At 74.5% G+C, this 22,100-nt stretch carries 19 protein-coding genes; 8 read left to right on the top strand and 11 right to left on the bottom strand.

Features of this window, described 5'->3' with window-relative positions; genetic code table 11:
* The first annotated feature begins 86 nt into the window (after positions 1–86).
* The 3 genes from PV350_RS24265 to PV350_RS24255 all read left to right on the top strand — a co-directional run bounded on the left by PV350_RS24265 (position 87) and on the right by PV350_RS24255 (position 2,624).
* The gene (locus PV350_RS24265) at positions 87–809 is read left to right on the top strand and encodes a Clp protease N-terminal domain-containing protein (RefSeq protein WP_499512744.1); all 723 of its coding nucleotides are present in this window, start codon (positions 87–89) and stop codon (positions 807–809) included.
* Positions 810–876: 67 nt separating this feature from the next.
* Positions 877–2,133, top strand: a complete 1,257-nt coding sequence (locus tag PV350_RS24260; RefSeq protein WP_499516885.1) for an SLC13 family permease — start codon at positions 877–879, stop codon at positions 2,131–2,133.
* Positions 2,134–2,138: 5 nt separating this feature from the next.
* Complete coding sequence (locus PV350_RS24255; protein WP_499516884.1) at positions 2,139–2,624, top strand: universal stress protein; 486 nt, start codon at positions 2,139–2,141, stop codon at positions 2,622–2,624.
* Positions 2,625–2,633: 9 nt separating this feature from the next.
* Here the strand turns inward: PV350_RS24255 and PV350_RS24250 are convergent, their stop codons facing one another.
* The 9 genes from PV350_RS24250 to PV350_RS24210 form a co-directional block, all read right to left on the bottom strand.
* The gene (locus PV350_RS24250; RefSeq protein ID WP_499512743.1) at positions 2,634–3,755 is read right to left on the bottom strand and encodes a CU044_5270 family protein; all 1,122 of its coding nucleotides are present in this window, start codon (positions 3,753–3,755) and stop codon (positions 2,634–2,636) included.
* A complete protein-coding gene (locus PV350_RS24245; protein WP_499512742.1) occupies positions 3,752–4,381 on the bottom strand; it encodes an RNA polymerase sigma factor in 630 nt (209 codons plus the stop codon). Before PV350_RS24245 ends, PV350_RS24250 begins: the two co-directional genes overlap by 4 nt.
* Before the next feature lie 46 nt (positions 4,382–4,427).
* Positions 4,428–5,276 carry a class II glutamine amidotransferase gene (locus tag PV350_RS24240; RefSeq protein WP_499512741.1) on the bottom strand — a complete coding sequence of 283 codons (849 nt, stop codon included), beginning with the start codon at positions 5,274–5,276 and terminating at the stop codon, positions 4,428–4,430.
* 49 nt (positions 5,277–5,325) lie between these two features.
* Complete coding sequence (locus tag PV350_RS24235) at positions 5,326–7,752, bottom strand: SpoIIE family protein phosphatase (protein ID WP_500336054.1); 2,427 nt, start codon at positions 7,750–7,752, stop codon at positions 5,326–5,328.
* A 112-nt stretch (positions 7,753–7,864) separates the two neighbouring features.
* Positions 7,865–8,389 (bottom strand): hypothetical protein, encoded by a 525-nt coding sequence (locus tag PV350_RS24230; RefSeq protein WP_499512739.1) that lies wholly within the window; start codon positions 8,387–8,389, stop codon positions 7,865–7,867.
* The gene (locus PV350_RS24225) at positions 8,386–9,855 is read right to left on the bottom strand and encodes an ATP-binding protein (protein WP_500336052.1); all 1,470 of its coding nucleotides are present in this window, start codon (positions 9,853–9,855) and stop codon (positions 8,386–8,388) included. The genes PV350_RS24230 and PV350_RS24225 overlap by 4 nt, the downstream gene beginning before the upstream one ends.
* A gap of 7 nt (positions 9,856–9,862) precedes the next feature.
* Positions 9,863–10,543: an MtrA family response regulator transcription factor gene (locus tag PV350_RS24220; protein ID WP_499512737.1), complete on the bottom strand. Its 681-nt coding sequence runs from the start codon at positions 10,541–10,543 to the stop codon at positions 9,863–9,865.
* Between the two features lie 17 nt (positions 10,544–10,560).
* Complete coding sequence (murJ, locus tag PV350_RS24215; RefSeq protein ID WP_499512736.1) at positions 10,561–12,240, bottom strand: murein biosynthesis integral membrane protein MurJ; 1,680 nt, start codon at positions 12,238–12,240, stop codon at positions 10,561–10,563.
* A complete protein-coding gene (locus PV350_RS24210) occupies positions 12,237–13,433 on the bottom strand; it encodes a lipid II:glycine glycyltransferase FemX (RefSeq protein WP_499512735.1) in 1,197 nt (398 codons plus the stop codon). Before PV350_RS24210 ends, murJ begins: the two co-directional genes overlap by 4 nt.
* A gap of 215 nt (positions 13,434–13,648) precedes the next feature.
* Between PV350_RS24210 and PV350_RS24205 the strand changes: the two genes are divergently transcribed.
* Both PV350_RS24205 and PV350_RS24200 read left to right on the top strand, forming a co-directional pair.
* The gene (locus PV350_RS24205; protein WP_499512734.1) at positions 13,649–14,863 is read left to right on the top strand and encodes a L,D-transpeptidase; all 1,215 of its coding nucleotides are present in this window, start codon (positions 13,649–13,651) and stop codon (positions 14,861–14,863) included.
* Positions 14,864–14,949: 86 nt separating this feature from the next.
* Entirely contained in the window at positions 14,950–15,879 is a 930-nt protein-coding gene (locus PV350_RS24200; RefSeq protein ID WP_499512733.1) for an SDR family NAD(P)-dependent oxidoreductase, read from the top strand.
* Positions 15,880–15,903: 24 nt separating this feature from the next.
* On the opposite strand, the gene PV350_RS24195 is transcribed toward PV350_RS24200, so the two are convergent.
* Entirely contained in the window at positions 15,904–16,869 is a 966-nt protein-coding gene (locus PV350_RS24195; RefSeq protein WP_499512732.1) for a DUF1152 domain-containing protein, read from the bottom strand.
* Positions 16,870–16,983: 114 nt separating this feature from the next.
* On the opposite strand from PV350_RS24195, the gene PV350_RS24190 reads away from it, so the two are divergent.
* Positions 16,984–17,850 (top strand): alpha/beta fold hydrolase, encoded by an 867-nt coding sequence (locus PV350_RS24190; RefSeq protein ID WP_500336049.1) that lies wholly within the window; start codon positions 16,984–16,986, stop codon positions 17,848–17,850.
* 58 nt (positions 17,851–17,908) lie between these two features.
* Here the strand turns inward: PV350_RS24190 and PV350_RS24185 are convergent, their stop codons facing one another.
* Positions 17,909–19,684 (bottom strand): alkaline phosphatase family protein, encoded by a 1,776-nt coding sequence (locus PV350_RS24185; RefSeq protein WP_500336047.1) that lies wholly within the window; start codon positions 19,682–19,684, stop codon positions 17,909–17,911.
* Between the two features lie 234 nt (positions 19,685–19,918).
* On the opposite strand from PV350_RS24185, the gene PV350_RS24180 reads away from it, so the two are divergent.
* Positions 19,919–21,592 carry an LCP family protein gene (locus PV350_RS24180; RefSeq protein WP_499512729.1) on the top strand — a complete coding sequence of 558 codons (1,674 nt, stop codon included), beginning with the start codon at positions 19,919–19,921 and terminating at the stop codon, positions 21,590–21,592.
* Positions 21,593–21,680: 88 nt separating this feature from the next.
* Entirely contained in the window at positions 21,681–22,091 is a 411-nt protein-coding gene (locus PV350_RS24175; RefSeq protein WP_499512728.1) for an ester cyclase, read from the top strand.
* Positions 22,092–22,100: the final 9 nt, after the last annotated feature.

Below are 22,100 nucleotides of genomic sequence, written 5' to 3'. Positions count from 1 at the left end.
ACCCGGCGGGGAGGGCACCACCGGTTAATGCCGACGATCGTCAACTTCCGGTTGACGATGACCCTTCGTCAACCTATCGTTGACGCATGACGCAGCAGATCCGGCTCGACGATCTGATCGCAGCCATCAAGAAGACCCACCCCGACGCCCTCGACCAGCTCTCGGACGCCGTCATCGCCGCCGAGCACCTGGGGGAGGTCGCCGACCACCTCATCGGACACTTCGTCGACCAGGCCCGGCGGTCCGGCGCCTCCTGGACCGACATCGGCAAGAGCATGGGCGTGACCAAGCAGGCCGCCCAGAAGCGCTTCGTCCCCAAGGACCTCGGCTTCCCCGACCTGGACCCCTCGCAGGGCTTCTCGCGCTTCACCCCGCGCGCCCGCAAGGTCGTCATGGCCGCCCACGCCGAGGCCAAGACCGCCCACAACCCCGAGGTCCGCCCCGAGCACCTCGCCCTCGGCCTGCTCAGTGAGCCCCAGGCCCTCGCCGCACTCGCCATGGCGGCCCAGGGCGTCACCCCCGACGCCGCCCGCACCACCCTCACCGCGGCCCTCCCCGCGGCCGTGGCCGAGGTCCCCGAGCTCGTCCCGTACGACCTCGCCTCCCGCAAGGTCCTCGAACTCACCTTCCGCGAGGCCCTCCGCCTGGGCCACAACTACATCGGCACCGAGCACCTCCTGCTCGCCCTCCTCGAACTCGAGGCGGGCGACGGCCCGCTGACCTCCCTCGGCCTCGACAAGGCCACCACCGAGCGCCACGTCGCCGCGGCACTGGCCGAGATCGTGGGCGGCACGCAGCAGGAGGAGTGAGCGGTGTCCCGGGTGGGGCGTGGTTCCATGAGGGGCCATCACGGTCCCACCCGGGAGGAACGGAACCCTGAACACCACGATCGCGGAGGCGCTGTCCGTCGCGCTGCTGCTCCTCGTGCTCGCCGGGGCGGTGATCCGGCCGTTCGGTCTTCCGGAGGCGGTGGTCGCCGTCCCGGCCGCGGCGGTGGCCGTGGGGAGCGGGGCGATCCCGCTGGAGCACGCGCGGGAGGAGGCGGCGCGGCTGGGGCCGGTGATCGGGTTCCTGGCGGCGGTGCTGGTGCTGGCGAGGCTCTGCGACGAGGAGGGGCTGTTCCGGGCCGGCGGGGCGTGGATGGCCCGGGTGGCCGCGGGGCGGCCGCGGCGGTTGCTCGGGGCGGTGTTCGCGCTGGCGTCGGCGGTGACGGCGGCGCTGAGCCTGGACGCCACCGTGGTGCTGCTGACCCCGGTGGTGTTCGCGACCGCCGCCCGGCTGGGGGTGCGGCCGAAGCCGCATGTGTACGCGTGCACGCACCTGTCCAACACCGCCTCCCTGCTGCTGCCGGTCTCGAACCTGACGAACCTGCTGGCGTTCGCGGCCAGCGGGCTGAGCTTCACCCGCTTCGCCGGGCTGATGGTGCTGCCGTGGCTGGTGGCGATCGCCGTGGAGTACGTCGTCTTCCGCCGCTGGTTCGGCGCCGACCTGGAGGCCGCCGTTGCGGTCCCGGACGGCGCCGAGGTGCCTCCGCTGCCGGTGTTCGCGCTGGTCACGGTGGTCTGCACGCTGGCGGGGTTCGTGATCACCCCGGCGCTCGGCATCGATCCGGCGTGGGCGGCCGCGGCCGGTGCGCTGGTGCTGGCCGTACGGGCGGTGGCGCGGCGGCGGATGACGGTGCGCGCCGTGGCGGGGGCGGCCGGGGTGCCGTTCCTGGCGTTCGTGCTGGCACTGGGCGTGGTGGTGCGGGCGGTGGTCGACAACGGGCTCGCCGACGCGCTGGGCCGGATCGTGCCCGGGGGCACCGGGCTGGCCGCCCTGCTCGGCGTCGCGGCGCTGGCCGCCGTGCTGGCCAACGTGATCAACAACCTGCCCGCCGTGCTGGTCCTGCTGCCGCTGACCGCGCCCGCCGGGCCCGGCGCGGTCCTCGCCGTCCTGCTCGGGGTGAACATCGGCCCCAACCTGACCTATGCGGGATCCCTGGCGACCCTGCTGTGGCGGCGTATCGTGCACCAGCACGAACACGACGTGGACCTGAAGGAGTTCACCGTCCTCGGCCTGCTCACCGTGCCTGCGGCGCTGGGCCTGGCGGTGGTGGCACTGTGGGGTTCGCTGCACGTCCTCGGAGGCTGATGTCCGTGATCGTGACCGCCTGGATCGCCGAAGGAACCTGGCCCGCCTGCGTCGACGCCGTCCGCGTCCACGCGCCGGAGGCCGCCGACGTCGTCCTGCTGCACGTCAGCGGCCCCGACGTCCCCGGTCTGGCGCACGCCGCCTACGCCGGGCTGCTGGGCCGTGGGCACCCGGAGAACGATCCGGGCACCCGGCTGGAGGGCCTCGGCGCCGACTCCGCGGGACGGCTGCTGGACGCCGCCGCCCGGCGCCTGGGCCGTCCGTGCCGCAGGGAGGAGCGGTCGGGGCGGGTGGAGCGGGAGGTGGTCGCCGCCGCGGCCGGGACCGATCTGCTGGTGATGGCCCGTGACGGCGACCTCGTACGGCTCGGGCCGCGGAGCCTGGGCCCGGCGGCGCGCTTCGTCGTGGACCACGCGCCCTGCCCGGTCCTGCTGGTGTGGCCCGCGGCCGCGCCGGACGTGGCGACGCTCCCCCCGCCCCCGCCCCACTGACCGGGGCTCTCAGCCCGTGGCGCCGGGCAGCTGCTTGATGCCGTCGACGACGGAGCGGGTCAGCACCGCGGTGGTGAAGACGACCGTGCCGCGCGGCATGACCCCGTCCGGGTCCCGCTCGGCCTGGACGGTGCGCTCGCCGAGGAAGACGTGGGTCTTCGGGTCGAAGATCCACTCGGTGCGCGCTCCGGTTGTCTCCTCCAGCCGGGCCACCGCGACCCCGTGCCGGCCGGCGGCGTCCACGGCGTCGTCCACGGCGACCACGCCGGGGATCTTGGCGGCGGCCTTGTAGAGCGCGGTGGTCAGCCCGGCCGGCGGGTAGCTCTCGCCCAGCAGGTCACCGATGGTGGTGAAGGCCTCCTGGTCGGGGCCGTTGCCCATGCCCTTCGTCTCCTCGTAGATCTTGGCCAGGAGCGCGTCGGGGTCGGTGGGCAGGGTGGTGAGGTAGTCGTAGCTCGGCGCGTTCAGGGTCGGCTCGGGCACCTTGCCCTGCTCGTCGGTGCCCGCCAGGGTGATGCCCTCCGGGCCGGTGGTGCCGGGCTCGATCAGCCAGCCGTCCCTGCCGTCGCGGGACTCCCAGGCCTGGCGCGTGTGCAGCGGGGTGCCGGCCAGGCTGGTCGTGCCGTGCACGTGCCGTACGACGGTGCCGGCCGACTTCGACTCGATGTAGACGTACTGGCCGTCGCCCACCGGCGCGGCGGGCGACTCGGCGGCGGCCAGCGAGACGGTGTCCAGCAGGCGGGCGGCGCCCTTGGGGTCCGCGGCGCCGAGACGGGTGGTCAGGGCAGGGCCTGCGGCGGAGGTGCCGGAGCCGCCGCCCGGGCCGCTGCCCTCCGCACCGCCGAACACGAACAGGCCGGTCGCCAGGGCCCCGGCCAGCACGCCCGCGGTCAGCGGGACGAGGACCATGCGGCGCAGGAAGGGGTTGCGGCGCGCGGCCGGACGGGCGGCGCTGGCGACGGTGGTGGTGGCGGCGTCGGCGGTGTACGGGCCGGTGCTCGTGCCGAGGTCCTCGTGGATCCGGGTCATCAGACGCTCCTTGTGCAGCTGGTGACGGTCCGCCGGCAGATCCCGCTCCACGCGCGGCAGGAGACGGGCGGTCTCCTCCCATTCCGAGGGATGGGCGTTCATCGGATTCCTTCCTGTGCGGGCCGGACCGCGTTCGTGCGGTCCCCTTCTGTCTGTCGGCGGCGGGCGGCGGGTTCCATCTCCGCGTCGGCGAGCTTGCGCAGTCTCGTGCGGGCCCGGGACAGCCGGGACCGCACGGTGCCGACCGGGATGCCGAGGGCCTCGGCGGCCTCGGCGTACTCCAGGCCCTCCCACAGGCACAGCGTCAGCACCTCGCGCTCGGGGCGGCGCAGCCGGGCGAGGGCGGTGAGGACGGCGGAGATGCGGCGCCGGTCGTCGACCCGGCCGGCCACGAGGTCGGCGTGGTCGGGCACTTCGAGCGCGGCGGTCCCGGCCTGGGCACCGGCGGCGACCGCGGCCCGGTAACGGCGGTTGCTGCGGCAGTGGTTGCGCGCGATGTTCGTGGCGACGCCCAGCAGCCACGGCCGCAGCGAGCCCCCTTCGGGGTCGACGCGCTCACGCAGCCGCCAGGCCTCCAGGAAGGTGGCCGACATCACGTCCTCGGCGACCGACCAGTCGGCGGTCAGCCGGAAGGCGTGGTTGTAGACGGTACGGGCGTACGCGTCGAACAGTTCCGCGAAGGCGGCGGGGTCCCCGTCCCGTACCCGGGTCCGTACATGAGTGGTCACTTCTGTCGGCTGTCCGTCGGTCCCCCGCGGGTTCCCGTGACGTGCGTCACGCGGCGACGCCGTCGGGTGCCGCGGGTGCGAAGGGCAGCAGCTCGTCCTGGCCGGGCCGCACCACCCCGAAGGTGCTCTCGGGGACCTCGTGCCACGCGTCCGGCACGTCGCCCAGGGGCTCGGACACCACGAGCCGGGTCTGCGCCGACACGCCCTGCAGGAACCACAGGTCCGGGTGGAGCTCCCGCAGCGTGTCCACCTTGCTGCTGTAGAACAGCGACCGCGACGCGTGCTCGCTGGAGTAGCGGAAGGCCCACAGGCTCTCCCCGTCGCTGACCGCCACCGTCATCTGGACGGGGAACTCGACCCCGTGCTCGTGCCCGGTCCGCTCCACCAGCCCGGCCATCCGCGACACGGCGCCGGGCACGTCCTGGTCGAGACCGAAGGTGAGGGCGAGGAAGAACATCACCTCGGAGTCCGTCGAGCCCTCGATGGAGGAGAACAGCGCCGGGTCGACGGCGAGTGAGAGGTCGCGGCGCAGCCGGTGGAAGTCGGTGATCGCGCCGTTGTGCATCCACAGCCAGCGGCCGTGCCGGAAGGGGTGGCAGTTGGTCTGCTGGATCGCGGTGCCGGTGGAGGCCCGTACGTGGGCGAAGAACAGCGGCGAGGCGACGTGGCGGGAGATCTCCCGCAGGTTGCGGTTGTTCCACGCGGGCCCGATGTCCCGGATGACCGCCGGGGTCTCCAGGTCCGTGGCGTACCAGCCGATGCCGAAGCCGTCCCCGTTGGTCGTCTCGACCCCCATCCGGGAGTGCAGGCTCTGGTCGATCAGCGAGTGCCGCGGTTTGTAGAGGATGTTGTCGAGCAGCATGGGCGTGCCCGAGTAGGCCAGCCACCGGCACATGTCGCACCATTCCCTTCCTCGTCCGCCGTCCCCGGGCGTCCGGCCGTCCTCAGGCGTCGGCCAGGGCGACCTCCGCCCAGATCGTCTTGCCCTCCTGGGTGTGACGCGTCCCCCAGCGTTCGGTGACCTGCGCCACCAGCAGCAGTCCGCGGCCGCCCTCGTCGAAGACCCGGGCCCGGCGCAGGTGCGGCGCGGTGCCGCTGCCGTCGGAGACCTCGACGATGAGCGTGGAGTTGTGGATGACGCGCAGCCCGATGGGCTGGGTTCCGTACCGGATGGCGTTGGTGACGAGTTCGCTGACCACCAGCTCCGCGGTGTACGTGATGTCCTCCATCCCCCACTCGGCCAGCCGGCGGGTGACCTCGGCGCGGACGCCGGCCACCGCCGCGGGCTCGGCGGGCACCTCCCAGCTGACGACCTGGGAGGCGTCCAGCACCTTGGTGCGGGCGACGACCAGGGCGACGTCGTCGTCCGGGGGTTCGGGGACGAGGGCCACCAGGCTCTCGCAGACGGACTCCAGGGAGCGGGCGGGCCGGGTGAGCGCGTGGCGGAGCCCGGCCATGCCCGTGTCGACGTCCCGGTCGGCGGTGGCGATGAGGCCGTTGGTGTAGAGCACGAGGAGGCTGTCAGGGTCGAGTGCGCACTCGACGGTCTCGAAGGGCAGCCCGCCCAGCCCGAGCGGGGGTCCGGGCGGCAGGTCGAGGAAGTGCGCGCCGCCGTCCGGCGCGGTCAGTACCGGCGGGGGGTGGCCCGCGCTGGCGGCGGTGCACATCCGTGAGACCGGGTCGTAGACCAGGTACAGGCAGGTGGCGACGAGGTCGGTGACGAGGTTCTCGCCGTCGCCCTCGGTGACCTCCTCCCCGGCGAGGTGGGCGACCAGGTCGTCGAGGTGCACGAGCAGCTCGTCGGGCGGCAGGTCGACGTCGGCGAGGGTCCGCACGGCCGTCCGCAGCCGTCCCATGGTGGCGGAGGCGCGCAGCCCGTGGCCGACCACGTCGCCCGCGACCAGCGCGACCCGGGCCCCGGACAGCGGGATCACGTCGAACCAGTCGCCGCCCACGCCCGCGCCGCTGCCCGCGGGCAGGTAGCGCGAGGCGACCTCCACCGCCTCCTGCCGGCCGAGCCGCTGCGGCAGCAGGCTGCGCTGGAGGGCCAGGGCGGTGGTGCGTTCGCGGGTGTAGCGGCGGGCGTTGTCGACGGCGACCGCGGCCCGGGCGCCGATCTCCTCGGCGACCTGCAGGTCGTCCTCGTCGAAGGGGTCGGGTCTGCGGTGCCGGGCGAGCACGGCGACACCGAGCGTGATGCCGCGGGCCCGCAGCGGGATGACCATCACCGAGTGGATCCCGTGCCGCCGCAGCATCCGGGCGCGCCCCGGGTCGCCCGCGGCCCAGACGTCGATGGCCCGGTCCACGGTGCCGTGCAGCGAGGCGCGGCCGGTGACGAGGGAGCGGGTGGGCGGGGAGTCCGCCGGGTAGTGGTCCAGTTCCCCGGTCGCGGTCACCGACTCGGGCATGCCGGGCAGGACGGACTGCTGGGCGGCGCGGCGGAGGGCGACGCCGGGGTCGCCGGCCTTCGGCTCCACCCCGCGGAACAGCGGGTCGAGCAGGTCGACGGTCGCGAAGTCGGCGAGGTTGCCGACCACGACGTCGGCCATCTCCTGGGCGGTGCGGCCCACGTCCAGCGTGCTGCCGATCCGGGTGCTGACCTCGTTGAGCAGGGCCAGCCGCTCCCGCGCCAGGTACTGCTCGGTGGTGTCGACGGCGGTGAGCTGGACGCGGGGGGTGCGCCGCAGCGGATCGGCGAGCGGGGAGAGCATGACCGACCAGGTGCGCGGCGCCGGTGCCGTCCGTGAGCGGATGCGCAGGTGCAGGTCGTGGGACTCACCACTGGCCAGGACGTGCCGCACGCCCTCCTCGACGGCCTCGCCCGCGCTGCCGGGCAGGAACTCCGAGGGCCGTCTGCCCCGCATCTGCTCCTCGGTGCGTCCGGTCTCGCGCTGCATGCCCTTGCTGGTGCGCAGGGTCCGCAGCTCGTTGTCGAAGATCGCCATGGGCAGCGTGGACTGGTCGAAGGCCTCCTCGACCAGGCTGTCCACCGCCCCCCAGTGCCGCCGGTCCACCGGGGAGGCCACGACGAGCCGCTGCGGCCGGCCGCGGCCGTCCAGCGACGGGTAGACCCGCACGGAGACGTCCAGGTGGCGCCCGTCCCGGCGGCGCAGCACCGATCTGCCGCCCCAGCCGAAGGGCATCGCGAGAAACCACTCGGTGGACCGGGCGGCGTCCGAGCCGAGCAGACGGGCGGCGGGCTGCCCCACGACCTCGTCGTGCCCGTACCCGAGCAGCCGCTCGGCCTCGCTGCTCCAGCCGGTGATGATGCCGTGGGCGTCCACGACGGCCGTGGCGGGTACGGCCGGTTCGGGCCGGGGAGGGAGGCCGCCGTCGAAGTCGTCGTCGAGGCTGGAATCTCGCATCGCCATCCGTCGCCGTTCTCGCCCGTCCTCTCCCGGCCCCCTCCGGGAGGCGGCTGCCTGGGCCCTCCTCCACTTCTACCGCTCCTGGAGCGTGCCCGCAGGTCGGCGCCGGCCCGGTTCAGCGCGAGGCCGCGCCGGGCACGACGCCGCCGCAGCGTACGGGCGGGAGAGCGCCGTCGCCGCCGGCGAGGACGACCTCGGCGGTGCCCTCGTGGCCCTCGGCGTAGGCGGCGGTGCAGACCACCTGGCGCACGGCGTCGTCCTTCAGGCGCCGCACGGGGAACGGCAGCGTGACCCGGACGGTGCCCCGGGACGACGTGACGTCCACCGGCCCGGCGGAGGCGGGCAGCCCGGTGCCGAGTCCCGCCGCGCGCTCCTCGGGGGCGGGGCCGTCCAGCAGCACCGTGAGGACCTTCGCGGCCGCTACTGGCGGGGCCTGCGCGTCGTCCTCGGTCGCGCGCAGGACGGGCGTCAGGTGTCCTTCGGGGGAGAGGAAGAAGAGCGTCAGCCGGTCCGGTGTCCCGGGGAAGGCGTCGACGGTGGCCGGGCCGCCCGCCTCGACGACCCCGGATCCCGGGACCCCGCAGCCGGCCAGCAGGGCCGCCGCGGTGAGGAGCAGGACCGGGACGGGCCGGCGTCTCACGGTGCCGCCTCCGCGGCCGTACGGGGAGTGCCCAGCGGCATCCGCACGGTGAGGACGGCGCCGCCGTGCGGGCCGTTGGCGGCGCGGACCGTGCCGCCGTGCAGGCGGACGTTCTCCAGGGTGATGGCCAGGCCCAGTCCGCTGCCCGAGGAGCGGGTGCGGGCCGCGTCGGCCTTGTAGAAGCGGTCGAAGATGTGCGGCAGGACGTCCGGGGCGATGCCGGGACCGCTGTCGGAGACCTCGACGGCGAACCGCGCCTGCCCGCCGTCGGGTGCCTCGGTGTGCAGCCGCACCCTGACGGGGGCGCCGCCGTGGCGCAGCGCGTTCCCGACGAGGTTGGCGACCACGACGTCGAAGCGCCGCGGGTCGAGCCGGGCCCGGATGCCCGGGGGCAGTTCGGTGGCGACCTGCGCGGGATCCGTCCAGTGCCGGGTCGCCAGGGTCTTGCGGATGGTCTCGGCGACGTCGACCTCGTCGGCGTTGAGCTCGGCGGCCTTCGCGTCGAAGCGGGAGATCTCGATCAGGTCCTCGACCAGGACGGCGAGCTTGCCGGTCTCGGCGCTGACGAGGCGGACGGCGGCGGCGGTGTCCGGCGCGAGCCGGTCGGCGTCCTCGTCGAGCACCTCGGTGACGGCGAGCATCCCGGCCAGCGGGGTGCGCAGTTCGTGCGAGACGTCGGAGGCGAAACGGCGGGCCCGGGCCTCGGCGCGGCGCAACTCGTCCACCGTCCGCTCCAGTTGCAGCGCCGTGTCGTTGAAGGTGTACGCGAGGTCGGCGAGTTCGTCGCTGCCCTTGACGGGGATGCGGGTGTCGAGCTCGCCGCGGCCCATGCGCTGCGCCGCCGTGCGCAGGTCGCGGACCGGGCGGAGCACGCTGCGGGCGGCGAGCAGGGCGGGGACGAGGGCGATGACCAGCGCGGGCAGGGATCCGTCGCGGGCGGCGGTGAGCATCGCCCGGATGTCGTCCTCCTCCGTGGTCAGCGGCATCACGGCGTAGAGCACGAGCCCGCTGGCGCGGGCGGACAGCCCGGTCTTGAAGACGGTCGGCACGGCCATCGTCAGCCAGGGGGTGCCGTCCTTGTCGACCCGCTGGAACACGCCCCGGGGATTGGCCAGCGCGGCGCGGCGCAGCTCGGGCGTGATGACGGTGGAGACGGGGCTGGTGCCGGAGGAGACCCGCATCGAGCCGTACTCGGCGAACACCACCCAGGTGTGCGGCTTGCCCTTGCGGGCGATGTCGCGCAGCACCTCCTGGAGGGCCAGGCGGTCCATCGGGAGGGTGGTGCCGACGGTGCCCGCCTGCTCGCGGAAGGAGGAGACGGCGGTGTCCTGGGCCTGTTCGAGGATGGCGTTGCGCGCCTCGCGGTACGTGAGGGCGGCGGTGGTGCCCGCGCTGACGGCCGCGACGAGCAGGAAGGCCAGCACCAGCCGGGTGCGCAGCCCGATCCGGGCCCTCCAGCGGATCACCGGCGGCTCACAGCGGCCCGAAGCGGTAGCCGAAGCCGCGCAGCGTCTGTATGTAGCGGGGGTCGCCGGGCACGTCCTCGATCTTGTTGCGCAGCCGCCGGACGCAGGCGTCCACCAGCCGGGCGTCCGCGTGGTAGCTGTGCTCCCACACGTGCTCCAGCAACTGCTGCCGGCTGAAGACCTGTTCGGGTGCGGCGGTCAGGAACAGCAGCAGCTTCAGCTCGGAGGGCGCGAGCGCCAGCCGCTGCCCGGACTTGGCGACGCCGAGTCCGGCCCGGTCCACGGCGAGGTCGCCGTGGAACTCGACGGCCGGGCGGCCCCCCGGCTCCTCGATGCGGCGCAGCACGGCGCGGATGCGGGCCTCGATCACCTCGGTGCGGGCGGGTTTGACGATGTAGTCGTCGGCCCCGGCCTCCAGCCCGACGACGACGTCGAAGTCGTCGCCGCGGGCGGTGAGCATGATGATCGGCAACTGGCTCGTCTCGCGCACCTGGCGGCAGACCTGGACGCCGTTCATGCCGGGCAGCATCAGGTCCAGCAGCAGCAGATCGGGCTGGAACTCGCCGACGGCGGCGAGCCCGGCCTCGCCGGTCGCGGCCGTCCGTACCTCGTGACCGCGGCGGCGCAGGCCCAGTTCGACACCTTCGCGCACGGAGGGGTCGTCTTCGATCAGAAGAACGCGTGGCATGACCGGAGTATCGCAACTCATCGTGCACCGCGCCGCAGTTTGCCGAGCAGGGCCCGCCGGGCGGCCTCGACCTCGGTCAGCCGCAGCGGGCGGGCCGCGGCCGCGAAGACCAGCACCACGGCGGCCGCCCCGGCCGCCACGGCGGCGAGCGGCCCCGGTGGCGCGGCGAGGCCGGCCGCGAGCCGGCCCAGGGCGGCGGCGGGCACCGCGACGAGCAGCAGCCGGGCCAGCGAGCCCGCGGTCGGCGAACGCCACGGCCCTGGGCCGCCCTCCGGCGCCGCCAGCCTGCGGTCCAGCACGAACGCGGTGACCGCCCATCCCGCGAAGAGCGCCACCGAGTACGCCGCCGCCATGCCGGTGACCGCCCAGCGCGCGGGCAGCAGCAGGTAGGCGGTGACGGACAGCCCCGCGTTCAGCCCGGAGATCACCAGGTTGAGCAGGAAGGGGGTACGGGTGTCGCCGAGCGCGTAGAAGGTGCGCGACAGCACGTACTGCCCGGAGAAGGCGACGAGGCCGGGGGCGAAGGCCACCAGCGCGTTCGCCATGACCGCGACGTCGGCGGCGTCGGTCCTGCCGTGCTCGAAGACCAGGGCCATCGCCGGCCCCGCGAGCGCCAGCAGCGCGCACGCGGCGGGCACCACCATCGCGGAGCTGCTGCGCAGCGCGTACGCGACGTCGCGGCGCACCCGCGCCGGGTCGCCGTCGGCCGCCGCCGCGCTCATCCGCGGCAGCAGGGCGGTGACCAGCGAGACCGTCACGATGCCGTGCGGCACGGCCCACAGCAGGTAGGCGTTGTTGTACGCGGTGAAGCCGGCGCCGCCGTCGATCCCGAGGACCGCGGCGCGCTGTCCCGCGGACGTGGCGAGCCGGGTCACCACCCAGTAGGCGACCTGGTTGGTGAGCACCAGCAGCACCAGCCACCCGGCGGAACGCAGCGGCCGGGCCAGCCCGCTGTCACGCCAGTCGAACCGCGGCCGCCAGCGGAAACGTGCCGCCCGCAGCGAGGGCACCAGCGCCAGCGCCTGCACCGCGATGCCGGCCGTGGTGCCCCAGCCGAGCAGCGCGGTCTCACCGGCGGTCAGCCCGCCGCCGGTGCCGGCGGTGACCAGGTAGAGACCGAAGACGGCGATGACGACGAGGTTGTTGAGGACGGGCGTCCACATCATCGCGCCGAACCGGCCCCGGGCGTTGAGCACTTGACCGAGCAGCGTGAACAGGCCGAGGAAGAGGATCTGCGGCAGGCAGGAACGCGCGAAGGCCACCGTCGTCGCGGCCTGCGCCCCGGTGTAGCCGGTGTACACGGCCACGATCGCGGGCGCGGCGAGCACGGCCGTCGTCGTGATCAGCAGCAGCGCGACGGTGCACACGGTCAGCAGCCGGTCGGTGTAGGCGGCCCCGCCGTCCTCGTGCTCCTTGGCGGCCCTGACCAGTTCGGGCACGAACACCGCGTTGAGGGCGCCGCCCAGCAGCAGCACGTAGACGATCGTGGGCACCGAGTTGCCGACGGAGTAGCCGTCGGCGGCCAGGCCGACGCCGAGCGCCGCGGCGACGGTCGCGGACCGTACGAAGCCGGTCGCCCGGGAGACCACCGAACCCGCCGCCATGACGGCGCCGCTGCGCAGCACCGAGGCGGCGGCGGGGGCACCGGCCGGGGTGGCCGGCCCGTCGGCCGGGCGGGCCGCCACGGGGGCGCTCACCGGCGCGCCATGTAGGCCTGGAACGCCCGGTAGAGCGTGTGGTTGGCGGTGCCGTCCAAGGCCGTCTCCCATTCCCCCAGGGTCTCGACGACCTGCCCGCCGGTGCCGAGCTTCCATCGGGTCAGGCCGAACGCCCGCTCCTCCGGGTCGAGTGTGGAGGGTACCCCGCGCATGTCGTACTCCAGTGCGCCCTGTTCGTGGGCGTCCCGCAGCATCCGCCACTGCAGGGCGTTGGACGGGCGGACCTCGCGGCGGTGGTCCGCCGAGGCCCCCGTCTGGTACCAGACCCGCCGGCCCACGGTGATCATGGTGTGGGCGGCCAGCACCTCGCCCTGGTGACGGGCGAGGTAGAGCTTCATCCGGCCCGGCTGCTCGGCGTTGAGGGCCGCGTACTGGCGCTGGTAGTACTCCAGCGAGCGGCCCAGCCGGAAGCCGTCGCGCTCCTCGGTGATCCGCAGCAGCCGGAAGAACCCGGGGAGGTCCGCCGCGCCGCCCACGGTCACCTCGACGCCCGACCTCCCCGCCCGCCGTATGTTGCGGCGCCACTCCTGGTTGAGGCCCGACCACAGGTCGTCGGTGCTGCGGCCGGCCAGCGGGACCCGGAAGACGTGGCGGGGCTGGGCGTCCGCGTCCCCGCCGCCGTCCGGGCCGTCGCCGCCGCAGCGCCGCCAGCCGCGGGCCCGCAGCCGCTCGGCCACGACCGTGCCGAGCGGGTCGACCTCGCACGCCAGGACGTCGGACAGGCGCCGGCCGAGGCCGGTCGCGGCCTTCAGCGCGGCGGCGTCCCAGCGGCGGTGGGCGGGCGAGGGGCCGATGCGCACGGCGAAGGCCCCGAGTCCGCGCAGGTGGCGCAGGAGCGGCGTCAGCCAGGCGTCGACGTCCGGGTCGGCCCAGTCGGCGACCGGCCCCTCGGGCAGGTAGGCGAAGGACTTCCGCGTCCCGGGGAACTGCCGCAGCAGCACCAGCGCGCCCCCGCTCAGTTCGCCGCGCCCGGCGCCGTCCCCGGCGCCCCAGCCGAGGAACCGGGGCCGCCATCCCGGCTTCACCAGCGCCCACGACGGGTACTGGAGGAAGCTCGGACCGAGCGCCGACCCGGTACGGGACGCCAGGAACGAGCGGTACGTCTCCGCGCTGACCGGTCCGAGCCAGGCCTGCCGGGGGCCGCAGCCCGCCGTCACGAGCAGTGCCGACACTGCGCCTCCCTGAGGTGTGGTCGGGTGGGAACACAGGAAGGCTCACAGCCGTCCATGACCGTCCCGAGCGGCGAATGTGACCGGACCATGACCGTTTCTCACCAGCTGCCGTCATACGGCTCCCAGGCGCTCCACCAGGGCTTTCCGCGGCCTAGAGTCCCCGGGGTCCGGCCGTTTCCCGGCCGTGCTCTCCCCGTCCTTCCCGGAGGTCTCCGTTGTCCCGGAAACGTGTGGGCCCGATACGCCGGCCCCGCCTGCGCACCGCCGCCGTCGCGGCCGCCGCCCTGTCCGCCGTGCTGACCGCCTGTTCGGGCAGCGCCCCGGCGGTGACGCACGCGGCCGGCGACGCGGCGCCGCCGAAGGAGCGGGCGGCGACCGTCACCGTCACCCCGCACGGGGGGCGGGTCAGGGCCGGCGAGCCCGTCCGGGTCACCGCCGAGGGCGGCACCCTCACGACGGTCACCGTCGCCGGGCCGCACGGCAAGGGCGTGACCGGCACCCTGTCCGCGGACCGCCGCACCTGGACCTCGGACCGCAACGTCGTGCCCGGCGCCTCGTACACCGTCGAGGCCGTGACCCGCGCCCCGGGCGGGACCACCGGCACCAGCGAGTCCAGCTTCACCACGGCCGCCGCGGGAAAGGTCAACAAGGTGGACTGGCGGCCCGGCGACGGCACCACGGTCGGCGTGGCCCAGCCGGTCTCCCTCGTCTTCGACAACCCGGTGACCGACAAGGCCGCCGTGGAGAAGCAGCTCAAGGTGACCACCTCCGACGGCACCGAGGGCTCCTGGGGCTGGCTGAAGGACTACTCCGGCCGGGACCGCGTGGACTGGCGGCCCAGGCAGTACTGGCGGCCGGGCACCGAGGTCACCCTGGACGCCCGCCTGGACGGCACCGACTCCGGACCGGGCGGCGGCTGGTTCGTCCGCGACTACCGGGCCTCCTTCACCGTCGGCGCCCGGCAGGTGGTCAAGGTCGACCTCGACCGCAAGCGGCTCACCCTGCAGCGCGACGGCCGGACGGTCCGCACGGTCCCGGTCTCCGGCGGTACCCCCGGCCCGGACACCGGTTCGTGGCGCGGCACGGCGGTGGTGCTGGCGAAGGAGGGCACGGTCCGGATGAACTCCGAGACCGTCGGCCTCGGCGACGCCTACGACGAGACGGTCGAGGACTCGATCCGGCTGACCTGGTCCGGGATGTACGCGCACGCCGCCCCCTGGAACGCCGCGTTCTTCGGCCGGGCCAACCGCAGCCACGGCTGCGTCGGGATGAGCGACGCCGACGCGGACTGGCTGTACTCCCAGGTCCGGGTCGGCGACCCCTTCGAGATCACGGGGTCGGAGGCCAAGGGCACCGTCGCGCCGAACAACGGCTTCGGCGACTGGAACGTGGACTGGGACCGGTGGCAGGACAAGAGCGCGCTGCACTGACCCGCGTCCGGGGGCGCCGGGGACGGCCCGCGGTGGTTGCCTGGAAGGGGTGGCACCACCGCACCGCCGAGAGGAAGGGCAGCGCCATGACCGGCTCCGGCTTCACCGCACAGTCCACCGCCGCCGAGGTCGCCGGCGGCATCGACCTCACCGGCCGCCGCGCCGTCGTCACCGGCGCGGCCTCCGGCATCGGCCTGGAGACCGCCCGTGCCCTGGCCGGCGCCGGCGCCGAGGTCACCCTCGCGGTACGGGACACCGCCGCCGGCGAACGGGCGGCCGCGCAGGTCGCGGCCGGCGGCGGGCGGGTCCTGGTCGCCCCCCTCGACCTCGCGGACCAGCGCTCGGTGGCGGCCTTCGCCGCCGCCTGGCACGGCCCCCTGGACGTCCTCGTCAACAACGCCGGGGTGATGATGACCCCGCAGACGCGCACGCCCGAGGGCTGGGAGCTGCAGTTCGCGACCAACCACCTCGGGCACTTCGCGCTCACCACCCGCCTGCGTCCGGCCCTGGCCGCCGCGGGCCGCGCCCGCGTGGTCTCCCTCAGTTCGGTCGCCCACCTGCGCAGCCCGGTGCACTTCGACGACCTCCACTTCCGTGTCCGCCCGTACGACGCCGGCCTCGCCTACGCCCAGTCCAAGACGGCCAACGTCCTCTTCGCGGTGGAGGCCAGCCGGCGCTGGGCCGCGGACGGCGTGACCGTCAACGCCGTCCACCCGGGGGCGGTCCTGGGCACCAACCTGTCGCGGCACCTCACCCGCGAGGCCCTGGACGCCGCCGCCGCGTCCGGTGGCCACACCTTCAAGACCCCGCAACAGGGGGCCGCCACCGTCGTGTTCGTCGCCACCGCGCCCCGGCTGGAGTGCGTCGGGGGGCGCTACTTCGAGGACTGCGCCGAGGCCCACCGCCACATCCCCGGGACCTCCGGCGGAGTCGCCGACCACGCGCTGGACCCGGACGCGGCCGCGCTGCTGTGGCAGGTGTCCCTGGAGGCCCTCGCGGCGGACGTGCGCGGCTGACCGCCGCCGGCGGCGCGGGGACGGTCAGTGCGGGAAGGTCCGCGGCGGCCGTTGGCGCGGCAGTTCGTCGCGGAACTCCTCGACGACCGAGCTGATCTGCCGGGTGAGCTGCGTCCCCTCCAGCCGGTCGAGGTAGAGGTTGCGGGCGGCCAGCCCGACCGCGTCCACGCAGAAGTAGACCGCCATCAGCGGGTTGACGAACAGTTCGCTGTGCCGGGTGCGCTCGGTGAACCGTACGTTCCCGAATTCGCCGCGCACAGCGGCCGCGACCGAACCGTGGACGATGCTCGGGTGGTCCGGGGTCGCCTCCTGGGCGTGCGCGACCGCCGCCAGGTAGAGCCGCCCCTCACGGCTGTCGCGGGGCAGTGAGAACGCGCCGAGGTACGCCCCGTCCCGCTCCAGGGCCGCCAGGTTCTCCAGCACCAGGGAGTGGTTCACCCCGTGGTAAGCGTCGACGCCGAAGCCGAGGCAGGCCACCAGCCGCTGCGGGACGCCGGTGAGCCCGCCCACCGCGGCGAGGCTGGCCATGTCCTCCTCCGGCGTGCCGAGTCCGCTCTCGTCGCCGCGCATGAGGATGTCGGTGCCGCCGTCCACCAGCACGATCGCGTCGACCCCGCCGAGGTGGCCGATCAGCGCCCGGTACGCGGCGCGCAGCGGTTCGACGCCCGCGCGGCACAGCGCGTACACGGTCGAGGGCAGGCCCTGCGACTCCAGCCAGCGGGCGAGGGTCCGTTCGGGGAAGTAGTCGCCGCGCGCGGCCGTGGAGGGGCGCACGGCGGCGACGTCGTGGTCCAGCCACACGTCGAGGTCCAGGCCGTACAGGTCCGCGAAGGAGAGGTTGGCCAGGTGGACCTCCTTGCCCGCCGCGCGCAGCGCGAGCGCGATCGGCAGCCCGGCGTAGACGTCGAAGCCGCCGCCGGCCCCGGCGACGAGGATCCGCCGCGCGTCGCGCAGCCGGGTGAACAGGGCGGGTTCGAGGAGGGAGAACACCGGGGGACGGTAGCAGCGGGCCGCGCCCCGGGGCAGTGGGTTTCCGCTCCCGGGGCGGGCGTTGGCCCGCCCGGTCCCGGGGCTGTGTCGGTGCCCGCCCCTAGACTCGGCCGGATGGTGACGGAGACGCATATCGCACTCGCCGACGGGCGGACGCTGCACGTGTACGACACCGGGCCGGGCGGACCGGGCCGTGGGGAGGACGGCGCGGAGCTGGCCGTCCTGTGGCACCACGGCACGCCCAACATCGGCACGCCCCCCGAACCGCTCTTCGCGGCGGCCGCCGGGCACGGCATCCGGTGGGTGGGCTACGACCGCCCGGGATACGGCGGTTCGACGCCCCGCCCGGGCCGGGACGTCGCCTCGGCCGCCGGTGACGCGGCGGCCGTCGCCGACGCCCTGGGCATCGGCCGCTTCGCGGTCATGGGTCACTCCGGCGGCGGCCCGCACGCGCTGGCCTGCGCGGCCCTGCTGCCGGACCGCGTCCTGGCGGTGGTCAGCGGGTCCGGCCTGGCGCCGTTCGGTGCGGAGGGGCTCGACTGGTTCGCCGGGATGGGGCCGTCCGGCGCGGCGGAACTCGGCGCGGCGGTCCGGGGGCGCGCGGCGCTCGAAGAGGCGCTGGCCTCCGGCGACTTCGACCCCGAGCTGTTCACCCCCGGGGACCACGCCGCGCTGGCGGGTGCGTGGGGATGGCTGGGTGACGTCGCGGGCAAGGGGATCGAGAGCGACCGGGGCGGCATGGTCGACGACGACCTCGCCTATGTGGCGCCGTGGGGCTTCGACCCGGCCGACGCAGCCGCGCCCGTCCTGGTCCTGCACGGCGAGGCGGACCGCATGGTGCCCGCCGCGCACGGCGTGTGGCTGTCCCGGCGGTGCCCGGACGCGGAGTTGTGGCTGCGGCCCGGCGAGGGGCACATCTCGGTCCTCGGCTCCGCCGGCGCCGCGCTGGACTGGCTCGCCGAGCGGTCCCGGCGGGGCTGAGCACGCCCCGGCGCCGTCCACAGGCTGTGGACGGCGCCGGGTGCGTACGGGAGGGCGGTCACGGGGAGGGCCGGGACCCGTACGCGGTGAGGAAGCGGTCGCGGAAGGTGTCCATCCGCCAGACCGGGGCGTCGTGCGCGGGCTGCAGCCCGTCGGACCAGCCCCAGCCGTCCGTCCGGTCCAGCACGGCCTTGTCGTGGGCGACGATCGCGACCGGCACGTCGCTGGTCGCGTCGCTGCCGGTGACGACGGGGGACGGCTGGTGGTCGCCGAGGAACACGAGCACGGTGTCCTTGGTGCCGTACTTCGCCACGTACTGGACCAGGCTGTTCACGGAGTACTGGATGGAGTTGCCGTACTCGGTGCGGATGCCGGAGCGGTCCTTCCACACCTCGGCCGGGTCCTTGCCCTGCTCGCTGATCCCGTCGTAGACCGAGCCGTCGCCCACCCGGTCCCAGTCGATCATCTCGGGGATGGGTGCCCAGGGGCGGTGGCTCGACACCAGGATGATCTCCGTCATCAGCGGCTTGTCGTGCGGCCGGCCGTGCTCCAGCCGCTGGAAGGCCGACAGGCTGTACTGGTCGGGTACCGGCGCCCAGCTGAACTTCGGGCCCTGGTAGCCGAGGTCCCGGGAGTCGTAGACGTGGTCCAGGCCGTAGAACGCCCCCTCCGGCCAGGAGGCCGTGACGCCCGGCATGATGCCGACCGTGCGCCAGGCGCCGGTGCGCTTGAAGGCGTCCGTCAGCGTCAGCCGGTCGCTCGTGACGACCGAGCGGTAGCGCTGCTGGTTGGGCACCCACAGACCGGACAGGAAGGTGGAGTGGGCGAACCAGCTCCCGCCGCCGTACGTGGGTGAGGTCAGCCAGCCGCTCCGGGAGGAGAACCCGGCGGCCTGCAACCTGCGGGTCCCGTCCGCCAGCGCCGCGTCGACCCCGGGCGCGATCCTGGGGTCCTCGACGGCACTGCGGCCGTAGCTCTCGACGAAGGCGAAGATGACGTCCTTGCCGCGGAGCGCGGTCAGCATCCGGTCACCGGGGGTGCCGGCGAAGGCGTCGTGCGCCGCCGCCTCGGCGAACTCCTCGCGGTCCCGCAGCGAGGCCCGGACGCCGTCCGCGCGTTCCCTGACGAAGGCCGAGGACTCCCGCGAGGCGACCGGGGCGTCGCCCGTCTCCAGCCCGAGCGCCGCGCAGAGCACCCAGACGGTGCCGAGCACGAGGGCGGCCCGGGTCGCCCCCCGGCCGTCGCGGTCCACGAGCCGGCTCAGCCGGACCGCCGACAGGACCGTCAGGGCGGGCACGAGGAGGACGAGGAACGCCACCCCGACCGCCGCGGCGACGGCGTACGCCCGGCCGGAGGTGGCCGTCAGGTACCCCTCGCCGTCGGCGAGCAGGCTCCAGTCGAAGACCGGGTCGAAGCGCCGGGCGAACACCTCGTAGAAGCCCATGTCGAGGAACTTCAGCAGGAGCAGCAGGCCCAGGCCCAGGCCGATGAGCACGGCCACCGGCCTTCGGGCGCGCCGCGGCAGGGCGATCAGCAGCGCCGCCCCGAGCAGCCCCTCCACGGGCAGCCGGACGAAGTGGCCCGGCCCCATGGAGGAGAGCCGGTCCGGCAGGACGAGCGCGGCCAGGACGACCACCGCGGCCAGCGCCGTCGTCCCCCCGCGCAGCGCCCGGGCCGCCGCGGGACGTCGCTCCCGCCATCCGGTGCGCGCGGGGGTGCCGCCGCCGGGGGCGCCGCCCCCGTTCGCGGGTGATGCGTCGTCCGGCGGGTCCCCCTCCACCGCCGGTCCGTCGTCCGTCGTGCCCGGCCGGTGAGAGCGCGTGAAGAGCGACACCCCGAAGGTCCTTCCCTGTGAAGTGCGGTGACGGCACGGCGGGCCAGGCGCGGGTGTCGGGACCGCCGCCACTGGTACGGCCCGGCGGCGGCACCGGTTCAACCACCACGCAAGTCCCTTGGTCCCCCTGTCGCAGCGGGAGTTGACCGCCCCGGGGGCAACCATGTGCGGCATTCGTATGTCTGAACGGATGCCCCGGGCCGGCTGGGGTGTGGACGGAGGCCCCGTACGACCGTGGACAGGCACGACGGCAGCGACATCGACCCCGCGGACCAGTGGGTCCTCGACCCGGAGACCGGTTCCTACCGGCTGCGGCTGGACTCCGACGCCCCACCGGCGCCCACGGTGCCCCGGCAGGGCGGGCGGCGGGCACGCCGCGAGGAGCAGCGGCCGGTCCCGGCACCGCGCGGCGGCCGCCGCGCGGGGACCGCGACGTCCCGCAAGGCCAAGCGGTCCACGAAGCGCAAGGTGCTGATGTGGACCGCGGGCACGCTCGGTTTCCTGGTGCTCGCGGGCAGCGCGGGGGCCTACCTCCTGTACCGGCATCTCGACGGCAACATCGCCACCGTGGACGTCGGCACGGCGGGCAGCAAGCAAGCGACCAGCAAGGACGCGGTGAACATCCTGGTCATCGGCACCGACAGCCGCGAAGGCCTGGGCGCGAAGTACGGGGACGCCGGCAGCGTCGGCCACGCGGACACCACGATCCTCTTCCACGTGGCGAAGGACCGGTCGAACGCGACCGCGATGAGCATCCCGCGCGACATGGTCACCGGTATCCCGGCTTGCCCGACCAAGCAGAAGGACGGCTCCACCAAGACCATCCCGGCCACCCCCCAGAGAGCCACCACCCCGCGCTTCAACGAGAGCCTGGGTCAGGACGGCCGCGACCCGGGTTGCACCATGCGGACCGTCACGAAGATCACCGGCCTGCCGATCGACCACTTCGTGCTGGTCAACTTCGAGGCCGTGAAGACCCTGTCCACCGCGGTCGGCGGGGTGCCGGTGTGTCTCACCCACCCCATCCACGACACGACCGACAAGGGGGAGGGTTCGCACCTGAACCTGTCCGCGGGACCGCACGAGGTCCAGGGCGAGCAGGCCCTGGCCTTCGTCAGGACCCGGCACTCGCTGAAGAACGGCAGCGACCTGGACCGCATCGACCTGCAGAAGCAGTTCCTGGCGTCGATGATCCGTCAGATGAAGTCCGGTGACACCCTCACCGACCCCGGCAAGCTCTTCCAGCTGGCGAACGCCGCCACCAAGTCGCTCACCGTGGACACCGGCATCGGCGGCGTCGGGAAACTCACCGACCTCGCCAAGGACCTCAACCGGGTCGACCCCGAACACATCACCTTCACGACGCTCCCGGTCGTCGACAACCCGGCCGAGGTGGGGTTCCACGCGACGGTCGTCGTGGACGACACGAAGGCGCCCGCGCTCTTCAAGGCGATCAAGAACGACGTCTCGCTGACCGCCGCGAAGAAGAAGCCCGCGGCCGCCGACTCCAAGCTCCGCGGCGCCAAGGCGGACCCGTCGCAGGTCCGGGTCGTCGTCTACAACGCCGGCGGCCCCCAGGGCGCGGCGCAGGACACCCTGGAGTGGCTGCAGAACACCGAGGGCGTCTCCCACTCCACCAACGGCGGCAACGCGCCCGGGGGGAAGCAGGACCGCACGACCCTGGCCTACGGCCCCGACCAGGCGGACCAGGCCCGGGCCCTGGCCGCGATGATGGGCCTGCCGTCCGGCGCCCTGCACCCCGCGACGGCCGACGCAGGACCCCGCGCGGACATGACCCTCACCCTCGGCGGTGACTACCTGGGCGCCGGGAAGCCGCTCGCCGACCCGGACGCGGTCCCGGACGACATCCCGCAGTCGCACGCCGACAAGAAGGCGTGCGTCGGCTGATCGCCGGCAGGCCGCCCGGGCGGGCCGCGCCTACGGTGGAAGGAAGGGGCGCCCCGGCGCCCGAGATCGCGACCGCAAGGAGCGCGGCATGTCCCGCAGCGACAACCTCTCCGTCCTGGAGGGCTTCGGTACGGCGGTGAACAGCGGCCACCTCGGCGAGATCGGCGAGTACGTCGCGTCCGGCTCGGTGGACCACGACCCCGCTCCGGGGCAGGGCCCCGGGCCGGAGGGGTACGAGGAGATGTTCGGCGCGATGCGGCGGGCCTTCCCCGATCTGCACGTCGAGGTCGAGCACGTCATGGCCACCGACAACGAGATCGCCTTCGCGTACACCATCACCGGCACGCACCTCGGCGAGCTGATGGGCCACGCCCCCACGGGGCGGACCGTCAGCTACCGGGGCATGCAGATCAGCCGGTTCGAGGACGGGAAGATGGTCGAGCGCTGGGGGAGCAGCGACGAACTCGGCATGCTGCGCCAGCTCGGCGTCGCCCCCTGACCCCTCGCC

Source organism: Streptomyces sp. PA03-6a, assembly GCF_033792765.1.
Classification (GTDB): Bacteria; Actinomycetota; Actinomycetes; order Streptomycetales; family Streptomycetaceae; genus Actinacidiphila.
This window is presented reverse-complemented; position numbering and strand designations above follow the sequence as displayed.